Annotated in this window: 19 protein-coding genes; 16 read left to right on the top strand and 3 right to left on the bottom strand. The window is 58.9% G+C overall.

Annotated features, from left to right (window positions below; genetic code table 11):
- The first annotated feature begins 120 nt into the window (after positions 1–120).
- The 11 genes from phnG (at position 121) to CLV44_RS02095 (ending at position 9,364) form a co-directional block, all read left to right on the top strand.
- The gene (gene phnG, locus CLV44_RS02045; RefSeq protein WP_106590442.1) at positions 121–591 is read left to right on the top strand and encodes a phosphonate C-P lyase system protein PhnG; all 471 of its coding nucleotides are present in this window, start codon (positions 121–123) and stop codon (positions 589–591) included.
- Complete coding sequence (gene phnH / locus CLV44_RS02050) at positions 591–1,196, top strand: phosphonate C-P lyase system protein PhnH (protein ID WP_106590443.1); 606 nt, start codon at positions 591–593, stop codon at positions 1,194–1,196. The genes phnG and phnH overlap by 1 nt, the downstream gene beginning before the upstream one ends.
- Positions 1,196–2,326 (top strand): carbon-phosphorus lyase complex subunit, encoded by a 1,131-nt coding sequence (locus CLV44_RS02055; protein WP_106590444.1) that lies wholly within the window; start codon positions 1,196–1,198, stop codon positions 2,324–2,326. The genes phnH and CLV44_RS02055 overlap by 1 nt, the downstream gene beginning before the upstream one ends.
- Positions 2,323–3,207: an alpha-D-ribose 1-methylphosphonate 5-phosphate C-P-lyase PhnJ gene (locus tag CLV44_RS02060; RefSeq protein ID WP_106590445.1), complete on the top strand. Its 885-nt coding sequence runs from the start codon at positions 2,323–2,325 to the stop codon at positions 3,205–3,207. Before CLV44_RS02055 ends, CLV44_RS02060 begins: the two co-directional genes overlap by 4 nt.
- Complete coding sequence (phnK, locus tag CLV44_RS02065) at positions 3,204–4,022, top strand: phosphonate C-P lyase system protein PhnK (RefSeq protein ID WP_106590446.1); 819 nt, start codon at positions 3,204–3,206, stop codon at positions 4,020–4,022. The genes CLV44_RS02060 and phnK overlap by 4 nt, the downstream gene beginning before the upstream one ends.
- A 9-nt stretch (positions 4,023–4,031) precedes the next feature.
- Positions 4,032–4,727 (top strand): phosphonate C-P lyase system protein PhnL, encoded by a 696-nt coding sequence (gene phnL, locus CLV44_RS02070; protein WP_211298055.1) that lies wholly within the window; start codon positions 4,032–4,034, stop codon positions 4,725–4,727.
- A gap of 16 nt (positions 4,728–4,743) precedes the next feature.
- Positions 4,744–5,895: an alpha-D-ribose 1-methylphosphonate 5-triphosphate diphosphatase gene (phnM, locus tag CLV44_RS02075; RefSeq protein ID WP_106590447.1), complete on the top strand. Its 1,152-nt coding sequence runs from the start codon at positions 4,744–4,746 to the stop codon at positions 5,893–5,895.
- Positions 5,895–6,467 (top strand): phosphonate metabolism protein/1,5-bisphosphokinase (PRPP-forming) PhnN, encoded by a 573-nt coding sequence (gene phnN, locus CLV44_RS02080; protein WP_106590448.1) that lies wholly within the window; start codon positions 5,895–5,897, stop codon positions 6,465–6,467. The genes phnM and phnN overlap by 1 nt, the downstream gene beginning before the upstream one ends.
- A 21-nt stretch (positions 6,468–6,488) precedes the next feature.
- Positions 6,489–7,241, top strand: coding sequence for a phosphonate metabolism protein PhnP (gene phnP / locus CLV44_RS02085; RefSeq protein ID WP_106590449.1), 753 nt, complete (start codon positions 6,489–6,491; stop codon positions 7,239–7,241).
- 126 nt (positions 7,242–7,367) lie between these two features.
- Positions 7,368–8,531 carry an iron-containing alcohol dehydrogenase gene (locus CLV44_RS02090; RefSeq protein WP_106590450.1) on the top strand — a complete coding sequence of 388 codons (1,164 nt, stop codon included), beginning with the start codon at positions 7,368–7,370 and terminating at the stop codon, positions 8,529–8,531.
- 89 nt (positions 8,532–8,620) lie between these two features.
- The gene (locus CLV44_RS02095; RefSeq protein WP_106590451.1) at positions 8,621–9,364 is read left to right on the top strand and encodes a M48 family metallopeptidase; all 744 of its coding nucleotides are present in this window, start codon (positions 8,621–8,623) and stop codon (positions 9,362–9,364) included.
- 60 nt (positions 9,365–9,424) lie between these two features.
- On the opposite strand, the gene CLV44_RS02100 is transcribed toward CLV44_RS02095, so the two are convergent.
- The 3 genes from CLV44_RS02100 to CLV44_RS17385 all read right to left on the bottom strand — a co-directional run bounded on the left by CLV44_RS02100 (position 9,425) and on the right by CLV44_RS17385 (position 13,964).
- Positions 9,425–12,613, bottom strand: a complete 3,189-nt coding sequence (locus CLV44_RS02100) for a DEAD/DEAH box helicase (protein ID WP_106590452.1) — start codon at positions 12,611–12,613, stop codon at positions 9,425–9,427.
- 211 nt (positions 12,614–12,824) lie between these two features.
- Positions 12,825–13,172: a hypothetical protein gene (locus tag CLV44_RS02105; RefSeq protein ID WP_106590453.1), complete on the bottom strand. Its 348-nt coding sequence runs from the start codon at positions 13,170–13,172 to the stop codon at positions 12,825–12,827.
- Between the two features lie 183 nt (positions 13,173–13,355).
- The gene (locus CLV44_RS17385) at positions 13,356–13,964 is read right to left on the bottom strand and encodes a DUF1294 domain-containing protein (protein WP_106590454.1); all 609 of its coding nucleotides are present in this window, start codon (positions 13,962–13,964) and stop codon (positions 13,356–13,358) included.
- A 256-nt stretch (positions 13,965–14,220) separates the two neighbouring features.
- Here CLV44_RS17385 and atpD point away from each other — a divergent pair, with 256 nt between their 5' ends.
- From atpD to CLV44_RS02135, 5 genes are read left to right on the top strand one after another with little or no spacing between them, the layout of a single operon-like run.
- Complete coding sequence (gene atpD, locus CLV44_RS02115) at positions 14,221–15,666, top strand: F0F1 ATP synthase subunit beta (RefSeq protein WP_106590455.1); 1,446 nt, start codon at positions 14,221–14,223, stop codon at positions 15,664–15,666.
- Complete coding sequence (locus CLV44_RS02120) at positions 15,647–16,054, top strand: F0F1 ATP synthase subunit epsilon (RefSeq protein WP_245912566.1); 408 nt, start codon at positions 15,647–15,649, stop codon at positions 16,052–16,054. The genes atpD and CLV44_RS02120 overlap by 20 nt, the downstream gene beginning before the upstream one ends.
- Entirely contained in the window at positions 16,038–16,373 is a 336-nt protein-coding gene (locus CLV44_RS02125) for an AtpZ/AtpI family protein (RefSeq protein WP_106590456.1), read from the top strand. Before CLV44_RS02120 ends, CLV44_RS02125 begins: the two co-directional genes overlap by 17 nt.
- Positions 16,366–16,677: an ATP synthase subunit I gene (locus tag CLV44_RS02130; RefSeq protein WP_106590457.1), complete on the top strand. Its 312-nt coding sequence runs from the start codon at positions 16,366–16,368 to the stop codon at positions 16,675–16,677. Before CLV44_RS02125 ends, CLV44_RS02130 begins: the two co-directional genes overlap by 8 nt.
- Entirely contained in the window at positions 16,667–17,368 is a 702-nt protein-coding gene (locus CLV44_RS02135) for a F0F1 ATP synthase subunit A (protein WP_106590458.1), read from the top strand. The genes CLV44_RS02130 and CLV44_RS02135 overlap by 11 nt, the downstream gene beginning before the upstream one ends.
- Positions 17,369–17,373 lie beyond the last annotated feature (5 nt).

Genomic DNA, 17,373 nt, shown 5'->3' on the forward strand with positions numbered 1-17,373 from the left:
ATCGGCACTGCAACACCCATATTAGAATTTCTAATCCATGCGTACAGAAACCCTCCGTTTTGTCCTGCCGCGCTCAACCGCAGAATGGCCCCATCGCAATCACCCAAATGGATAGCCACCATGTCTGTTGAGCAACAACAGGAAAACCCTGAAACCCGTGCCCGCCAGCACTGGATGGGCGTACTGGCCAAATCGGCCGGCAGCACTCTGCAACAGCACTGGCAAGCCCTGTCGCTGGAACCTGAATACCAGTTCATCCGCCAACCGGAAACCGGCCTAACCATGTTGCGTGGCCGTGTTGGCGGCAGCGGCCAGCCGTTCAATATGGGCGAAATGACCCTGACCCGCTGCGCCGTACGCCTGGCCAGCGGCACCCTTGGCGTCAGTTATGTTGCCGGTCGCAGCCCGCAGCATGCCATCACCGCCGCATTGGCGGATGCCTTGCTGCAGGAAGACGACACTCAGGCCCTGCTGCAACACGAACTGATTGAGCCACTGCAGGCACACCTGCACGCCGAACACCAGCAGCGTGCCGCCCAAGCCAATAGCACCCGCGTTGATTTCTTCACTCTGGTTCGAGGAGAGGACTGATGGCCGTTTCCAGTCATGAACTGATTGCCGGTTTCGCCGACCCGGTGCAGGCATCCCAGCAGGTATTTCGTTCTGCTCTCAAGGCGATGAGCGAACCCGGCACTCTGATGCAGATCGACTATTTGCAACAGGCACCCAAAGGACTCGACCTGTCTACCTGGCAACTGGCACTGAGCGTGTTTGATCCCGACACTCGCGTCTGGCTCAGCCCCTCTCTGGCCGCCAGCGATGCCGTGGTCAGCAACCTGCGTTTCCACTGTCAGTGTCCGCTGGTCGAAACACCCGCCGAGGCCGATTTTGCCATTGCCCTGCACCGCGAACTGCCGCTACTGATTGAGCTGAACTGGGGCACAGCGGAGTACCCGGACCGTTCCACAACTCTGGTGGTACAGGTACCCGCGTTGAGTGATGAGGCTTATTGGACCCTGAGCGGCCCTGGTATCGAGCACACCCGAGCACTGCGTATTGCCGGTCTGACCGAGCCCTTCCGCAGCGACCTGATTCGCAGTCGCCAGCGTTTTCCGCTGGGCATCGATACCTTCTGGTGCTGCGATAACCGGCTGACCGCGCTGCCGCGCACCACCTTTATTGAGGAGACCTGCTGATGTACGTAGCCGTAAAGGGCGGCGAAAAGGCGATCGACAACGCCCATGCCCTGATGCGCACTCAGCGCCGTGGCGACACTGCCATCGCCGAACTGAGTGTCGACCAGATCCGTCAGCAACTGCCGCTGGCCGTCGATCGGATCATGAATGAAGGCTCGGTCTACGACCCCGAACTGGCGGCGCTGGCGCTGAAACAGGCCAGTGGTGATGCGGTGGAAGCGATCTTCCTGCTGCGCGCTTACCGCACCACCTTGCCGCGCTTCGGTTACAGCGAGCCGCTGGATACCGAGCAGATGCAGATCGAACGTCGTATCTCCGGCACCTTCAAGGACCTGCCGGGCGGCCAGATTCTGGGCTCCACCTACGACTACACCCACCGCCTGTTGGATTTCAGCCTGCTGGCGTCAGGTGAAGCGGAAGTGGCACCGGCAGAGGCCAACGCCCTGTCTGAAGCGCTGGCGGCCGGTAACAGTTGTCCACGCGTGCTGGAACTGCTGAACAAGGAAGGTCTGATCGAACAGAGCCGTGAAACAGGCGATGGTGATCAAATCCCCCGCGATCTGACCCGCGAGCCGGTCAACTACCCGGCGGAGCGCGCCGTGCGATTGCAGAACCTGATGCGCGGTGACGAAGGTTTCCTGCTGTCACTGAGCTACGCCTCCATGCGTGGCTACGGCGATAGCCACCCGTTTTCCGGCGAAATGCGCACTGGTCGTGTCAGTGTCGAGCTGGTGCCCGAGGAGCTGGGTTTCCCGATTGAAATCGGTGAAGTGCTGCTGACCGAGAGCGAGATGGTGAACCAGTTCCACGGTTCCAAGGACCTGCCGCCGCAGTTTACCCGTGGCTATGGCATCGCCTTTGGCCGTGCCGAGCGCAAGGCGATGTCCGTGGCGCTCGTAGAACGCGCCCTGCGCGCCGAGGAGCTGGGTGAAGAAGTACTGTATCCGACCCAGGATCAGGAGTTTGTGCTGTCGCATACCGATTGCGTATCCGCCAACGGCTTTGTCTCGCACCTGAAGCTGCCGCATTACGTAGACTTCCAGTCCGAACTGGAGATGATCCGTCGTCTGCGTAAGGAGCAGGGCCAGGCGACTCAGAGCAAGACTACCAACGAGGAGGCAAACGCATGAGTGCTGCAACCGCCATCGGCTACAACTTTGCCTATCTGGACGAGCAGTCCAAGCGCATGATCCGTCGCGCCATCCTCAAGGGCGTGGCGATTCCCGGCTATCAGGTGCCGTTTGGTGGCCGTGAGATGCCGCTGCCTCACGGTTGGGGCACCGGCGGCATGCAGGTCACCGCCAGCGTGATTGGTGAAGCCGACAAGCTGAAAGTGATCGACCAGGGCGCTGACGATACCACCAACGCGGTCAGCATCCGCCGTTTCTTCGCCCATACCGCAGGGGTTGAAACCACCGAACTGACCGCTGAGGCGACCCTGATCCAGACCCGTCACCGTATCCCGGAACGGCCGCTGCAGGCGGATCAGATCCTGATCTATCAAGTGCCGATCCCGGAGCCACTGCGTTTTATCGAGCCGCGCGAGAGCGAAACCCGCAAGATGCACGCGCTCAGCGAATACGGTGCCATGCAAGTGAAACTGTACGAAGACGTGGCCCGTTTCGGCCATATTGCCACCAGTTACGACTACCCGGTGATGGTGAACAACCGCTACATGATGGACCCGTCACCAATCCCCAAATTCGACAACCCGAAAATGAGCATGATGCCCGCCCTACAGCTGTTCGGTGCTGGCTTTGAGAAACGCATCTACGCGGTGCCGCCATTTACGCAGGTAGAAAGTCTGGACTTCGACGACCATCCGTTTGAAGTGCAGAGCTGGGAAGACGCCTGTTCCATTTGCGGTTCCGACCACAGTTTCCTGGATGAAGTGATCATCGATGACAACGGCAGCAAGATGTTTGTCTGCTCCGATACCGACTACTGCCGCGAGCGTGTGACTGAAGGCTTTGTGGGCGAAGCTCCCGCGCAACTGGAGACCGAACAATGAACAACGCAGTGGAACTGCTGACCTCTACTAGTGAATGGCAGGATATCGCCCCCCTGCTGAGCGTGCGCGAGCTGAACAAGTTCTACGCCCCGGGCAAGGGCTGTGGCGACATCAACTTCGATCTCTATCCGGGCGAAGTGCTGGGCATCGTCGGCGAATCCGGCTCCGGTAAATCAACCCTGCTCAGCTGTCTGTCAGCACGACTGACGCCGGATTCAGGCCAAGTGCTGTACAACAGCGAACAGTTTGGCGAGATGGATCTATATGCCGGTGAAGAATCCCAGCGTCGGGTACTGATGCGCTCCGAGTGGGGCATCGTCCACCAGCACGCCCGCGACGGCCTGCGCATGAATGTCAGTGCCGGTGCCAATATCGGTGAGCGCCTGATGGCGGTGGGCGAACGTCATTACGGCGACATCCGCGCCAAGGCAGAAGAGTGGCTGACCGCGGTGGAGATTGATACTGGCCGTATCGATGATCGCCCCAGTCAGTTCTCCGGCGGCATGCAGCAGCGTCTGCAGATCGCCCGTAATTTGGTGACTCACCCGAAACTGATCTTTATGGATGAGCCCACCGGCGGACTGGATGTGTCGGTGCAGGCCAAGCTACTGGATCTGTTGCGTAATCTGGTGTCCCGGCTGGGACTGTCGGTGATTATCGTCACTCACGATCTGGCCGTCGCTCGCCTGCTGGCCCATCGATTGATTGTGATGCGCCGGGGCGCAGTGGTCGAGACCGGTCTGACCGATCAGGTGCTGGACGACCCGCAACACCCGTACACCCAGTTGCTGGTGTCATCCATTCTGCAGAACTAGGAGCCTGTCATGACTGCAAACCAACTGATGATCGACGTGTCCGGGGTGGAGAAAGCATTCACCCTGCACAACCAGGGCGGCGCCAGCTTCGGCGTGCTCGACAACGCCAGTCTACAGGTACAGGCCGGTGAATGTGTGGTACTCCACGGCCAGTCCGGTGCCGGTAAAAGTACCTTTCTGAAAGCCCTGTACGCCAACTATTCCGTGGACAGCGGCGCAATCCGCCTACGCGACGGCGAGCAGATGGTCGATATCACATCGGCCCTGCCGCGCCGCATTATTGCGCTGCGCCGCCAGACGCTGGGGTATGTGTCCCAGTTTCTGCGCGTGATTCCCCGTGTTTCCACACTGGAAGTGGTAATGCAGCCGCTGCTGGATCTGGGTGTGGATGCTGCCCGCTGCGAAGCCAAGGCCAAAGACCTGCTACAGCGGCTTAACGTGCCGGAACGGCTCTGGTCGCTGGCACCGGGCACCTTCTCCGGCGGTGAGCAGCAGCGGGTCAACATCGCCCGCGGCTTTATTGTGGATTACCCGGTTCTGCTGCTGGATGAGCCCACTGCCTCATTGGATGCCACCAACCGCAAGGTGGTGGTGGAGCTGATCCGTGAAGCCAAGGCCCGCGGGGCCGCCATCGTCGGCATTTTCCATGATGAAGACGTACGTGAAGCGGTCGCCGATCGCCTCGTTGATATCAAAGCGATCTGACAGGATAGATAACCGAATGAACGAACAGATTCTGACCAACGCCCGCCTGATCCTGCACGACGAAGTCGTCAAAGGCACTCTAGTCATCCGCAATGGCGAAATCGCCGAGATCAGCCAGGAGATCAGCCAACTGCCCCAGGCCGACAACCTGGACGGTGAATACCTGATGCCCGGTCTGGTTGAGCTACACACCGACAACCAGGAAAAGTATTTCACCCCGCGCCCGAAGGTGGATTGGCCCGCGCACATGGCGATGGCCACCCATGATGCCCAGCTGATCGCCGCCGGTATCACCACCTCGTTCGACTCGGTAGCGCTGGGCGATATCATCGGCGAGAGCACCCGCGTCGAGAAACTGGACGCGATGATCAAGGCGATCATCGAATCCGAACGCGTCGGTCTCAACCGTGCCAACCACCTGCTGCACCTGCGCTGTGAAGTGAGTTACCCCGGCTTGATGGAGCTGTTCGAACGCTACATTGGCGAAGATCTGGTCAAGCTGGTATCGGTAATGGACCACGCCCCCGGCCAGCGTCAGTTCCCACCCGAGAACATCCCCAAGTACCGCGAGTACTACATGATCAAGTACGGCCTGAGTGATGACAAAATGGATGATTTCATCGCCCTGCAGCAGGCCAACAGTGCTCAATATGCCGACCCGTTCCGTCGCCGCATCTGCGAGGTCTGTCACGATCGTGGCATCGCCATTGCCAGTCACGACGATGCGACGTTGGCACACGCACAGGAATCGGCCGCTCTGGGCATGCGTGTAGCCGAGTTCCCGACTACGCTGGAAGCTGCACAGGCATCACACGCATTGGGTCTGAAAGTACTGATGGGCGCACCCAACATCGTCCGTGGTGGCTCCCATTCCGGCAATATCGCCGCCAAGGATCTGGCCGCTGCGGGCGTGCTCGATATCCTCAGCTCCGACTATTATCCGTCAGCATTGGTGCAGGCGGCCTTTATGGTCGCGAACATGGAAGACAACGACTACGATTTGGCCCGAGCGATCGGACTGGTAACGGCCAATCCGGCACAAGCCGCCAACCTGAATGATCGTGGCATGCTGGAGGTGGGCCGACGCGCCGACCTGGTACAGGTCAATAGCCACTCGGTGATGCCGCTGGTTGAACGGGTCTGGTGCCAAGGCAAGCGGGTGTTCTGATGATCAGAGGCACACTGTTTTACCTGGTCGGAGCCTCAGGCTCCGGCAAGGACTCACTGCTTGAGGGCTGTCGCCGGCAATTGCCAGCACAGCTGCGCTGCTGCATCGCCCATCGCTACATCACCCGCAGTGCAGACGCCGGCGGTGAAAATCATGTCCATCTGAGCGAAGCGGAATTTCACCTGCGTGAAAATATGGGCCTGCTCGCCATGCACTGGTATTCCCATGGTTACCACTATGGCATCGGTACCGAGATCGATAGCTGGCTGGATACCGGTGCCAATGTGCTGATCAACGGCTCGCGGGAATACCTGCCCAAGGCGATGGCGATGTACGACGAACTGGTACCGGTGCTGGTCGATGTAGACCTCGACAAACTGCGCCAGCGCCTGATCAAACGCGGCCGGGAAACCCCCGAAGAGATCGAGTGCCGACTGGCTCGCCATGCGCAGATGGTGGCACAAATGCCCGATTGCACCCTGCACATCCACAACAATGGTACCCTGCAGGACGGCATCGATGCCCTGCTCGCGGTGGTCACGGCCAACAGTTTGCAGGCTTCAGATGCCTGAATCCGCAATCCGGGGAATTCGATGAAACTGATCTTTCTCGGCACCGGCGATGTGCGTCAGGTGCCGGTTTACGGCTGCAAGTGTGACGCCTGCCAAGCCGCGCGAGCAGATGCCCGTCTGCGCCGACGCCCCTGCAGTGCCCTGCTCGATACCGGACGCCACCGCATTCTGATCGACGGTGGCCTGACCGATCTGGCCGAACGTTTTGCCCCCGGTGATCTCGCCGCCATTCTGCTGACCCACTACCATGTCGACCATGTACAGGGGCTGTTTCATCTGCGCTGGGGCGTCAACGACTCCATTCCGGTATACGGTCCGGATGACCACAATGGCTGCGCTGACCTGCTCAAGCATCCGGGCATTCTCGACTTTCGTCCACCGCTGACGCCGCTGATGCCTTTTACCCTGGGCGATGTGGAGATTACGCCGTTACCCCTGCAGCATTCCAAACCGACCTTCGGCTACCTGTTTGAGCTGAAGGGTCAGCGGATCGCCTACCTGACCGATACGGTTGGCTTGCCGGAAAACACCGAAGCGTTCCTGGCACAGTTCGATGAACTGGAAATCGTAATCGACTGCAGTCAACCGCCACAAACGCAGCCGCCACGCAACCACAACGATCTGAATCTGGTATTGGCCATCCACCAGCGGCTGCAGCCGAAACAGACCTGGCTGACCCACCTGAGCCATGACATGGATGCCTGGCTCATGACGCATAAGTTACCCACAGGCGTCAGGGTCGCACGTGACGGGCTCGTAATGGGCTGCCCCTGAAGCAGCGGACATCACATCAATGCAGCCAGTGACCACCGGTTGTGATACGTTGAGTGTCTGTATGCGCCACTGTGCTCACGAAGGTGATCCGGCCTTCCTGAACACACAATAAAAACAGGAGCCATCATGTCCGCACAGATCATATTGCCGCGTATTTTGCAGGTCGGTGACGGTGCCAGCCAGGCAGCCCCCGATATTCTGCTCAGTCTGAACTGCTCACGTCCCCTGATCATTACCGACACGATAATGGTCGAGCTGGGCTATGTTGATCGCCTTCGGGACGCCTTGTCGGCACAGCAGATATCCGCTGATGTCTTTGCCGACACCATCCCCGAACCTACCGTTGGTTCAATCATGGCCGGGGTTGAACGCGTGCGTGCAGGCAACTACGACAGTATTGTGGCGCTGGGCGGCGGCAGTCCCATCGACAGTGCCAAGGCCATTGCCATTCTTGGCAAACACGGGGGGAGCATGCGTGACTACAAGTTCCCCCGCGTCGTCAACGAACCGGGACTGCCAATCATCGCCATCCCGACCACCGCCGGAACCGGCAGCGAAGCGACCCGTTTCACCATCATCACCGATGAAAGCAATGACGAGAAAATGCTCTGCGTCGGGCTCGGTTTCATGCCCGTTGCTGCACTGGTCGATTACAGCCTGACCCTGAGCCTGCCGGCCCGAACCACCGCCGATACCGGTATCGATGCCCTGACGCACGCAATGGAAGCCTATGTCAGCCGCAAGGCCAATGCCTACAGTGACTCCCAGGCCTTGGCGGCAATGCGCCTGATCGGCCCACACCTGCGCCGTGCCTATCATGATGGCGGTGACACCGAAGCCCGTGAAGCAATGATGCTTGGGGCCACACTGGCAGGCGTTGCTTTTTCCAATGCGTCAGTCGCGCTGGTACACGGCATGAGCCGACCGATCGGGGCCTTCTTTCATGTGCCCCATGGCCTCTCCAATGCCATGCTGTTACCCAGTGTCACCGCATTCTCAGTGCCCAGTGCGCCTGAACGTTATGCCGACTGTGCCCGCGCCATCGGCGTCGCCAACCTGGACGACAGCACCGAGGCCGCCAATCGCAAGCTGCTGGCCGAACTCGTCACCCTCAACGATGAACTGCAGGTACCCACACCCCAACAGTTCGGCATCGACTACGATCAGTTCATGTCAGTGACTGAAGAAATGGCGATACAGGCGATCAATTCAGGGTCGCCCGGCAACAACCCTCGCGTACCGACACATGACGAAATCGTTAATTTGTATCAAGCACTGTGGATCGTATAAACAAGTGAAGAAGCAGGCGTCCGCTTCAGATTAAAGCTGTTTTTTGCTATAAGAAACCGCTTGTTATCAAGACTCTAAAAGGAATCAACATGAAACGGACGCTCATCTCCATCACCGCCGCCATGCTCATCGGCGGTTCATTGACCGGTTGTGTCGAAGGCAACCTGAATACCACTTCTCTCTCAGCCCTGCAGGATGCGGCCAAGGCAGCGACTCTTACCGAAGGTGACGCCAAGGCCATGGCGGCACAGGCCGCTGAGCAGATGGATAGCCAGAACACCGTGCTACCCGCCTCCAGCAAGTACAGTAAACGCCTGAACCACCTGGTGGCCAAGTTCCGCAATGAAGACGGATTGGCTCTGAACTTCAAGGTTTATGACAGTAAAGAGATCAATGCCTTTGCCATGTCCGACGGCACTATTCGTGTCTACCGCGGTTTGCTGGACAACTTTTCCGATGATGAAGTCCGTTTCGTAATCGGGCATGAGATCGGCCACGTCAAACTGGGCCACTCACTGAACGCCATGCGCACAGCATATGCCACCTCTGCCGTACGTAAGGGCGTCGCCAGCCAGGGTGGCCAGGCGGGCCAGCTGTCCAGCTCGCAGCTGGGGGCTTTGGGTGAAGCACTGATCAATGCACAGTTCTCCCAGTCTCAGGAGCGCAACTCCGATACCTATGCGGTCAGCTTCATGAAGAAGCACGGTTTTAACCCGCGCGCTGGCCTGAGCGTGATGAAAAAATTCCAGCAGATGGACGGTGGCAAAGGCAGCATGCTGTCAAGCCATCCGGCCTCGACCGCACGTGAAGATCACATCGCCAGCCTGCTCTAATCCGCACAGCTATCTAGCGACAATGGCCCGGATACCCGCCGGGCCATCTCAGACCCGCCGTCAAGCCAGCAACTCCAACAGCTGATCAACCCCGGTCGGCATGCCTGCACGTCCGGTGGCGTCGAACAGTGCATCGGCCAATGCCTGCTTCTGTTGCTGCATATGTTGAATACGCTCTTCAACGGTGTTGGTGGCGACCAGTTTATAGACAAAGACCGGTTTATCCTGACCGATACGGTAGGCACGGTCGGTAGCCTGCTGTTCAACGGCAGGGTTCCACCAGGGGTCCAGATGGATCACCGTGTCGGCAGTGGTCAGGTTCAACCCGCTGCCACCCGCCTTCAGGCTGATCAGGAATACAGGCACATCACCGCGCTGGAAACGATCGACCGCCTCCTGACGCTTGCGCGTCTGTCCGGTCAATTTGCTGTAGCCGACGCCCTGTGCCTTGAGTTGCTCTTCCACCAGCCCCAGCACTTGGGTGAACTGGGAAAAAATCAGTATTCGGCGTCCTTCTTCAAGCATCGCACTCAGGTTATCCGCCAGCCATTCCAGCTTGGCGCCCTGCTGGATACCCTGCGCCTGTTCCAGCTTGACCAGTCGCGGGTCGATGCACGCCTGACGCAGCTTTAACAGTGCATCCAGAAACTCGATCCGGCTCCGGGCCAGGCCCTTGCTGGCAATCAGATCGCGTACCCGCTGTTCCATGCTGACTCGGATCGCTTCGTACAGTTCGCGTTGTCGCCCGTCCAGTTCCACATACTGGATGATTTCACTTTTCGGTGGCAGCTCGGCCACCACGGCGGTTTTGGTCCGGCGTAACATGAAAGGGGCGACTTTACGCGCCAGTGCCTGCTGACTGTCGCTATCGGACGCCTGTTCAATCGGGTGACGGTAGATCTGATTGAACAGCGTTTGCTCTGACAACAGGCCCGGCAGGGCAAAGTCCATCAACGCCCAGAGTTCGCCCAGATGGTTTTCCAACGGCGTACCGGTCAGGCACAGACGCATGCCGCTGCGTAATTGGCGCACCTGACGGGAAATTTTGGTCTTGGGGTTCTTGATCGCCTGGGCCTCATCCAGCACCAGCAGGCTGAATGATTGTGTTTGGTAATGTGCGATATCACGCAGCAGCAGTGGATAACTGGTCACCACCAGGTCGCTGGTGCCGATTGTATCCACATGCTGCATCCGGTCAGTCCCATGCAGCAGGCACACCCGCAACTCGGGGGTGAACTGCCGCGCCTCACGCAGCCAATTGCCCATCAGGCTGGTCGGAGCCAGTACCATGGCGGGCTGCGTCAGCTGTCCCTGTTCTTTCAGGCTCTGAATCAATGCCAGTGTCTGCAGGGTTTTACCCAGCCCCATATCATCGGCCAAGATACCGCCAAAACCGTAGCGATGCAGAAAGTGCAGCCACTCCAGCCCCTGCTGCTGATAACTGCGCAACTGTGCCCGTAACCCTTTGGGTACCGGCACCGATTGCAGGCCGTTAAAATCCTGCAGCTGCTCGATCAACTGGCACGTCAACGGGGCCTGACGATCATCCAGCGCCTCATGTCCGGACAACTGCGGGGCCAGTTGGGCCGCCTGAAACGCGGGCAAGCGGGTCGGCTGTTCCAGCTGACCCTGCTGGTACAGCTCCATAATCAGGCCATGCAACGCAGCCAACGGCTGGGCATCAATGCGTACCCAGCCATCGGACACCGGCAATGCCAGTTCTTGCGGCATCCCCTCTTCAAGCCAGGCGGCAACCACATCCTGCGTACTTAGCCGCTGATCGCCCATGGGCAGCTGCAGGGCGAAGTCGAACCAGTTATCCGGCGCATCCTTGATCACTATTTGAAAGCGGCTGTCATGAACTCTGAAGACATAATTCGGGTCCATCGTCACCTGCCAGCCGTCGGCCTGCAGGACTGGCAGGTGCTCATCCAGAAAGTGCTGCCACAACATCAGTGAAGCCGAAGCACTCTCCCTGTGGGGTATCCAGAGGTGCTGCCATCCACCGTGACGGGGGCGCAGATCGAATCCAAAGGCTCGCAATCGCTCCAGTGCGGCCGTTTCCGCAACCTGATCCCGAATGACCTGCCAGCATTGCCCTTCATGTTCATGCAACTGAACGAGTCCGGTGCCGAGTTCAGCATAATAGTCAGGCTCAACCTGACAGCCCGCATAGGCGAAGCTGACCTGTATCCACGGAAAGCGCACACCCTGTTCATTTTCACTGGCCACCACCCGCAGGCAGGGTACCGGCGTATTCGCCTCTTGCACCTCTGGTTCGTCGGGGAGAGGCAGCTGCGCCGGTTCAAACAGTTGGCGTAACTGCAACGAGGCCAGTGTCATTTCCGCCGTAGACAACGCGGGCATCGCCGCCAAGTGAACGGCTCGACAGGCTGCTAAAGGTGAGTGCAACACACCGATTAGCCCTTGCTCCACATCCAGATAATGCAACGGAATAACATCCAGCAACGGCCCGCCCGGCGTTCCATCCAGCAAGGGTAACAGTTGATGTTGGCCTTCCGCTTGTTGCCACGCCCAGTCCAGCGTCCGTTCGGGCCCAAGCGCCAGCCGGTTTGATTCAGACTCATGGGCGAGCCGCCCGGTCAGCGCCAGCCGGGCCAACAAGCGTCCACCCAACTCGCCTTCCAGCACAAAGCCGCGATAGTCGCGCTCAACTCCCTGCAGGCTGCGGAGTACCTTAATATCGTCGGTCGTCATGAACTCGGGCGGGTTATAGAACATGCTGAAAAACTCGGGCGCATATGCGGTGACACGGCTCCAGCTTCCGTTCTGTTTCAAATACCCCTTGCGCAGACTCAGTACCACGCCACCGGCTGCGTCGACATGAAGGCAATAGAGCAGATGCATGCGTCCGGGCTGCGGTTGCTGTGGAACGGCATCTTCGGACTGCGGCATATCCGCCCACCAGGCCTGCCACGGCGTCAGTGCTTCAGCCGATGAGGCTTTCGGTTCGTCCACGACCGACAACCACTGCAGTGCCGTTGCTACCGCATGCTTGCAGTTACGTCCGACCGGACAACTGCACACACCACCAAGCCTTCCGTTATCCACATGTAAGCGGGTGCTGTAGAGATGATGACCGGAGCCGCGAACGCGAGCTTCGATCGTGCTACTGCCGTCGGGACGGCCGACCTGTTCGACACGCGCGTCGCTGAAATACACCCAGCCACGCTTAAACGTGGCGTGATCAGCCATATACTCAATATCATCAACGGTAAACAACGACATAGCACTCCACAGGCGTACCGAAACGGGGCAAGAGCGGACAGGAATACACGTACACTTTCACCCACCGCCGCGATGACGGCAGGCAAGCTCATGTTTCCATACGGGGATATTTTATGATGAGAGGTCTGCGCATTGCGAATCAGACAGCAAACAGGAGCACGAATCAGCCTGCAGCAAGGCTAATGTCTCGCAAGCGTTTTGCCAGCAGTACTCAAACCGGATAGACAGAGTTGAATGCCCGGTCCTGCGCCATATGGCTAAGTAATGTAATTTTGGCGGCGGCCAAGTTGCATTCAACCCGTAACGGCTGATCAGTTGAGCGCCGGCCATGACCATTACCCTTGCCTTCAGCCATGCGGCGGCGCTTGTCATGATCACTGCGCCGGTCATACACCGAACAGCGCCGCTCGGTGTACTCGTATTGGGAGAACTGGAAGGTTTTCCACCATTCTTCCGCTTCCTGCAAGGTTGCCATCATCGGACTCAGCGGCGCACCGCTGCGGGTACTGGACCAATAGAATCGAATTCTGCCGTCGACCAAATCCTTGAACAGTTTCATGGAATTCACCGCTGGTTATGTTCGGCTGCGGCACAGCCGGGGAGTTGAGAAGCACGGTTCCCGGTAAAACTTTCAGTTTGCTCTGTTACGCTGCGAGCAACTGTTCAGATTGCTTACAGTGTAGCCACTGAAAAGACTTTCAGGGTAACCGGCCACATGCAGTCTCAACATACGGTTTCCATGTTACAGAAAAGCCTGCCAAAGCGGCCGACCAGCTGAACTCATCAGAAACCCCAGCATGCCCAGGTTGACCACGACAGTGCCCCAGAACACCGAACGAAAAGCAGCCTTGACCGACTTGTGCCGCAGTATTTTCTGGGCACATAGGGCACCGGGCCAGCCACCCACCAATGCCAGCATATGCAGGGTCGACTCCGGCGTACGATACTGGTTTTTTTGGGCCGCCGATTTATCCATGGCATAGACCACAAAGGTCACTCCACTCAAGACTGCCATCAACAACGGCAGCTGCCACGGCAAATACTCCATCAACACAGCCACCACCAAAACGGCGAACAGCGCCAGCACCGGCATTACCACATCGGCGGCACCCCGATGTTGCGGCGACCGGCGTTTCACGCTTTTGCCTGCAAGCATGACACCTTCGGCTTTTGGCCGATTATCCTTGTCGGTCGTGGGGACGTATGTCACCAGCTGGTTGATCTGAGGTAACAGGGTGCGATCACGCAACGCGCTGACATGAAAGAACACGTCAGCCCCGCCATCCAGCGGTTGAATAAAACCGAATCCCTTATCTGCATTCCACTTTTTGACACGTCCTTTTGCAGCCATGTACCGGCATCCCTCTTCAAGTGATCACAACGGCAGTCATGATAGCAAATGCCGCCGCGATCATAGAGCCGATGTGCCACTTCCGATCTGGACTCCGCCGCTCCCCCTTGTTGCTCAATACGGTTCAGTGTAGCCAGACTGCAGCGACCCACCTTGGCCCAGCCGCACCTCGTCAGGATACTGCTAGACTCAAGCAGGTGCGGCCTGCGTTGCTAGACGCGATGGACCGTCGCACAGGGCTGAGAGGTGCCGTCTGATGAAGCCAAATCAGAACTCGGAACACAACAGCGATGAAATGAATACCGGTGAGGTCGTGTCGGTGCGTGGCAGCGTGGTCGACATCCGTTTTGATCGCCAACTGCCCACTATCTACTCGTTGCTGCGTGCCGGTGACGCGCAACAGATCGTGATTGAAGTGTTGGCTCAACGCGATGCTCACCATGTGCGCGGAATCGCCTTGACCCCCACTTCAGGCCTGGCCCGCGGCATGCCGGTCGAAGACAGTGGCGGGCCGCTGCAAGCCCCGGTGGGCAAGGGCATTATGGCGCGCATGTTTGATGTGTTCGGCAACACCATCGACCGCGAGCCGCCGCTGACTGACGTGCAGTGGCGTTCGGTACACCACCCGCCGCCACCGTTGGCGCGCCGCTCAACGCATACCGAAGTGTTTGAAACCGGCATCAAGTTGATCGATGTACTGCTGCCGCTTGAGCGTGGCGGCAAGGCCGGTCTGTTCGGCGGTGCAGGCGTCGGCAAGACGGTGCTGCTGACCGAAATGATCCACAACATGATCGGCCATCATGCGGGGGTCAGTATTTTCTGCGGCATTGGCGAACGCTGCCGTGAAGGTGAAGAACTGTACCGCGAGATGAAACAGGCGGGTGTGCTGCCGAACATGGTGATGATCTTCGGCCAGATGAACGAGCCCCCGGGCAGCCGCTTCCGCGTCGGTCATGCGGCCCTGACCATGGCCGAGTACTTCCGCGACGATGAGCACCGCGATGTACTGCTGTTGATCGACAATATTTTCCGCTTTATTCAAGCCGGGATGGAAGTATCGGGGCTGATGGGACAGATGCCTTCACGGCTCGGCTACCAGCCGACGCTGGGCACCGAGCTGTCGCAACTGGAAGAACGTATCGCCAACACCGACCGTGGCGCGATCACCTCCATTCAAGCCGTCTACGTACCGGCAGACGATTTCACCGACCCGGCCGCCGTGCATACCTTTTCTCACCTCTCCGCCTCCATTGTGCTGTCACGCAAGCGCGCCAGCGAGGGGCTCTATCCGGCCATCGACCCGCTGCAATCCAGCTCCAAGATGACCACACCGGGGATCGTCGGTGAGCGCCATTACCGGCTGGCCCAGGAGATCCGCCGTACCCTCGCACAATACGAACAGCTCAAGGACATCATCGCCATGCTCGGTCTTGAGCAGCTGTCGTCAGAAGACCGCAAGGTGGTGGCCCGTGCGCGACGACTGGAGCGGTTTCTGACCCAGCCCTTTTTCACCACCGAGCAGTTCACCGGCATGACCGGCAAACTGGTCAGCCTTGACGATTCACTGGATGGCTGTGAACGCATTTTGCGTGATGAATTCGAGGACTATCCGGAAAGCGCACTGTACATGATCGGGACGATGGACGAGGCCAGGCAAAAACACGCTGCAACGGAGGCCCCGCATGTCGCCGATGAGCCTTAAGGTGCTGCTGCCCTATGGCATCTTCGCCGAAGCCAGCGAGGTGACTGAGGTTGTGGCGGAAACCGACGCAGGGGCGTTCGGGCTGCTGCCCCACCGCCTGGATTGCGTAGCCGCGCTGGTGCCGGGCATTTTGATCTACCACTCACAGGACGAGGGCGAACGCTTTATCGCGGTGGATCAGGGCGTACTGATCAAGGCCGGGCCCGACGTCATCGTATCGGTACGCCATGCATTGGCCGGAACCGACCTGGAGCAGTTGCGCCAACAGGTGACAGAAGAGTTTCTGACCCTGGACGAGCAGGAACGTAGCCTGCGTTCGGTGATGGCAAAACTGGAAAGCGGATTTCTGCGTCGATTCGCGGGCCTGAGCAATGACCGACGGACCTGATAACAATACGCACAAGACACCGGATTTCGCCCATCAGGTCGGCACCAAGGCCACGCGCAAGCTCAAGGCTCGGCGTCAGCGAACTCCGGGGCTGTGGTTTGGACTGGGCATGATGGGTCTGATCGGTTGGTCCGTGGTGGTGCCAACTTTGCTGGGCGCCGCCATCGGTCTTTGGCTGGACAAGCACAGCCCGGGACATTACTCGTGGACATTGGCGCTATTGATGGCCGGGCTCTGTATCGGTTGCCTGAACGCCTGGCATTGGGTGGCCAAAGAGGACCGGGCCATGCGCGACGAGCAGGAGGATGAGCATGAGTGAAACGCTGATATGGGGGGTGTGTGCAACCGCAGGACTGGGGCTGGGCATGCTGTTCTTCGGTGGCCTGTGGTGGACTGTTCGACATGGCATCACCTCGCCCCGCCCCGCCCTGTTGTTTATCACCAGCCTGCTGCTGCGGATGAGTATCACCCTCGCGGGGTTTTATTGGGTCGCGGATGGTCAATGGCAACGGATGCTGGCGTGCCTGTTGGGATTTGTCATCGCACGCCTGATTCTGATGCGGGTGCTCGGCCCGTCCCTGAGACATGTGCTGCCACTACAGGAGAACGGCCATGCCCCTTAGTCCTGATGAGACCCTGTTCTGGCAGTACGGCATCGTCCACCTCAACGCCACTATCCTGTACACCTGGGGACTGATGCTGATGCTGACCCTTGGCGCCTGGTTGATCACCCGCCGTCTGTCCAGTGGACTGACCCGTTCGCGCTGGCAAAACCTGCTGGAAATAATCGTCACCACAATCATGAAACAGATCGAAGAGGTCGGCCTGACACACCCGCAGACCTATCTTGGCTTTCTCGGCACGCTATTCCTGTTCATCGCCAGCGCCAGCCTGCTCACCATTGTCCCCGGCTATCAGCCCCCCACCGGATCCCTGTCGACCACGGTGGCGCTGGCGTTATGCGTGTTTGTGGCCGTCCCCCTGTTTGGCATCGCTGAACAGGGGTGGGTCAATTACCTCAAGTCCTATGTACAGCCTACGTTTCTCATGCTGCCGTTCAACCTCATCAGCGAACTGTCACGCACTCTGGCGCTGGCCGTCCGCCTGTTTGGCAACATGATGAGCGGCGCCATGATCATCGCCATTCTGCTCAGCATTACCCCTTTCATCTTTCCGATTGTCATGACCCTGCTCGGTCTGCTCACAGGCATGGTACAGGCGTACATTTTCAGCATTTTGGCAGCGGTCTACATTGCCGCAGCGACGCAAGTCCGTAGCCGCACCACCTCGCCCACAGCAGGTGACGCAGCATGAATGCT

Origin of the sequence: Marinobacterium halophilum (assembly GCF_003014615.1) — a bacterium.
Classification (GTDB): domain Bacteria; phylum Pseudomonadota; class Gammaproteobacteria; order Pseudomonadales; family Balneatricaceae; genus Marinobacterium; species Marinobacterium halophilum.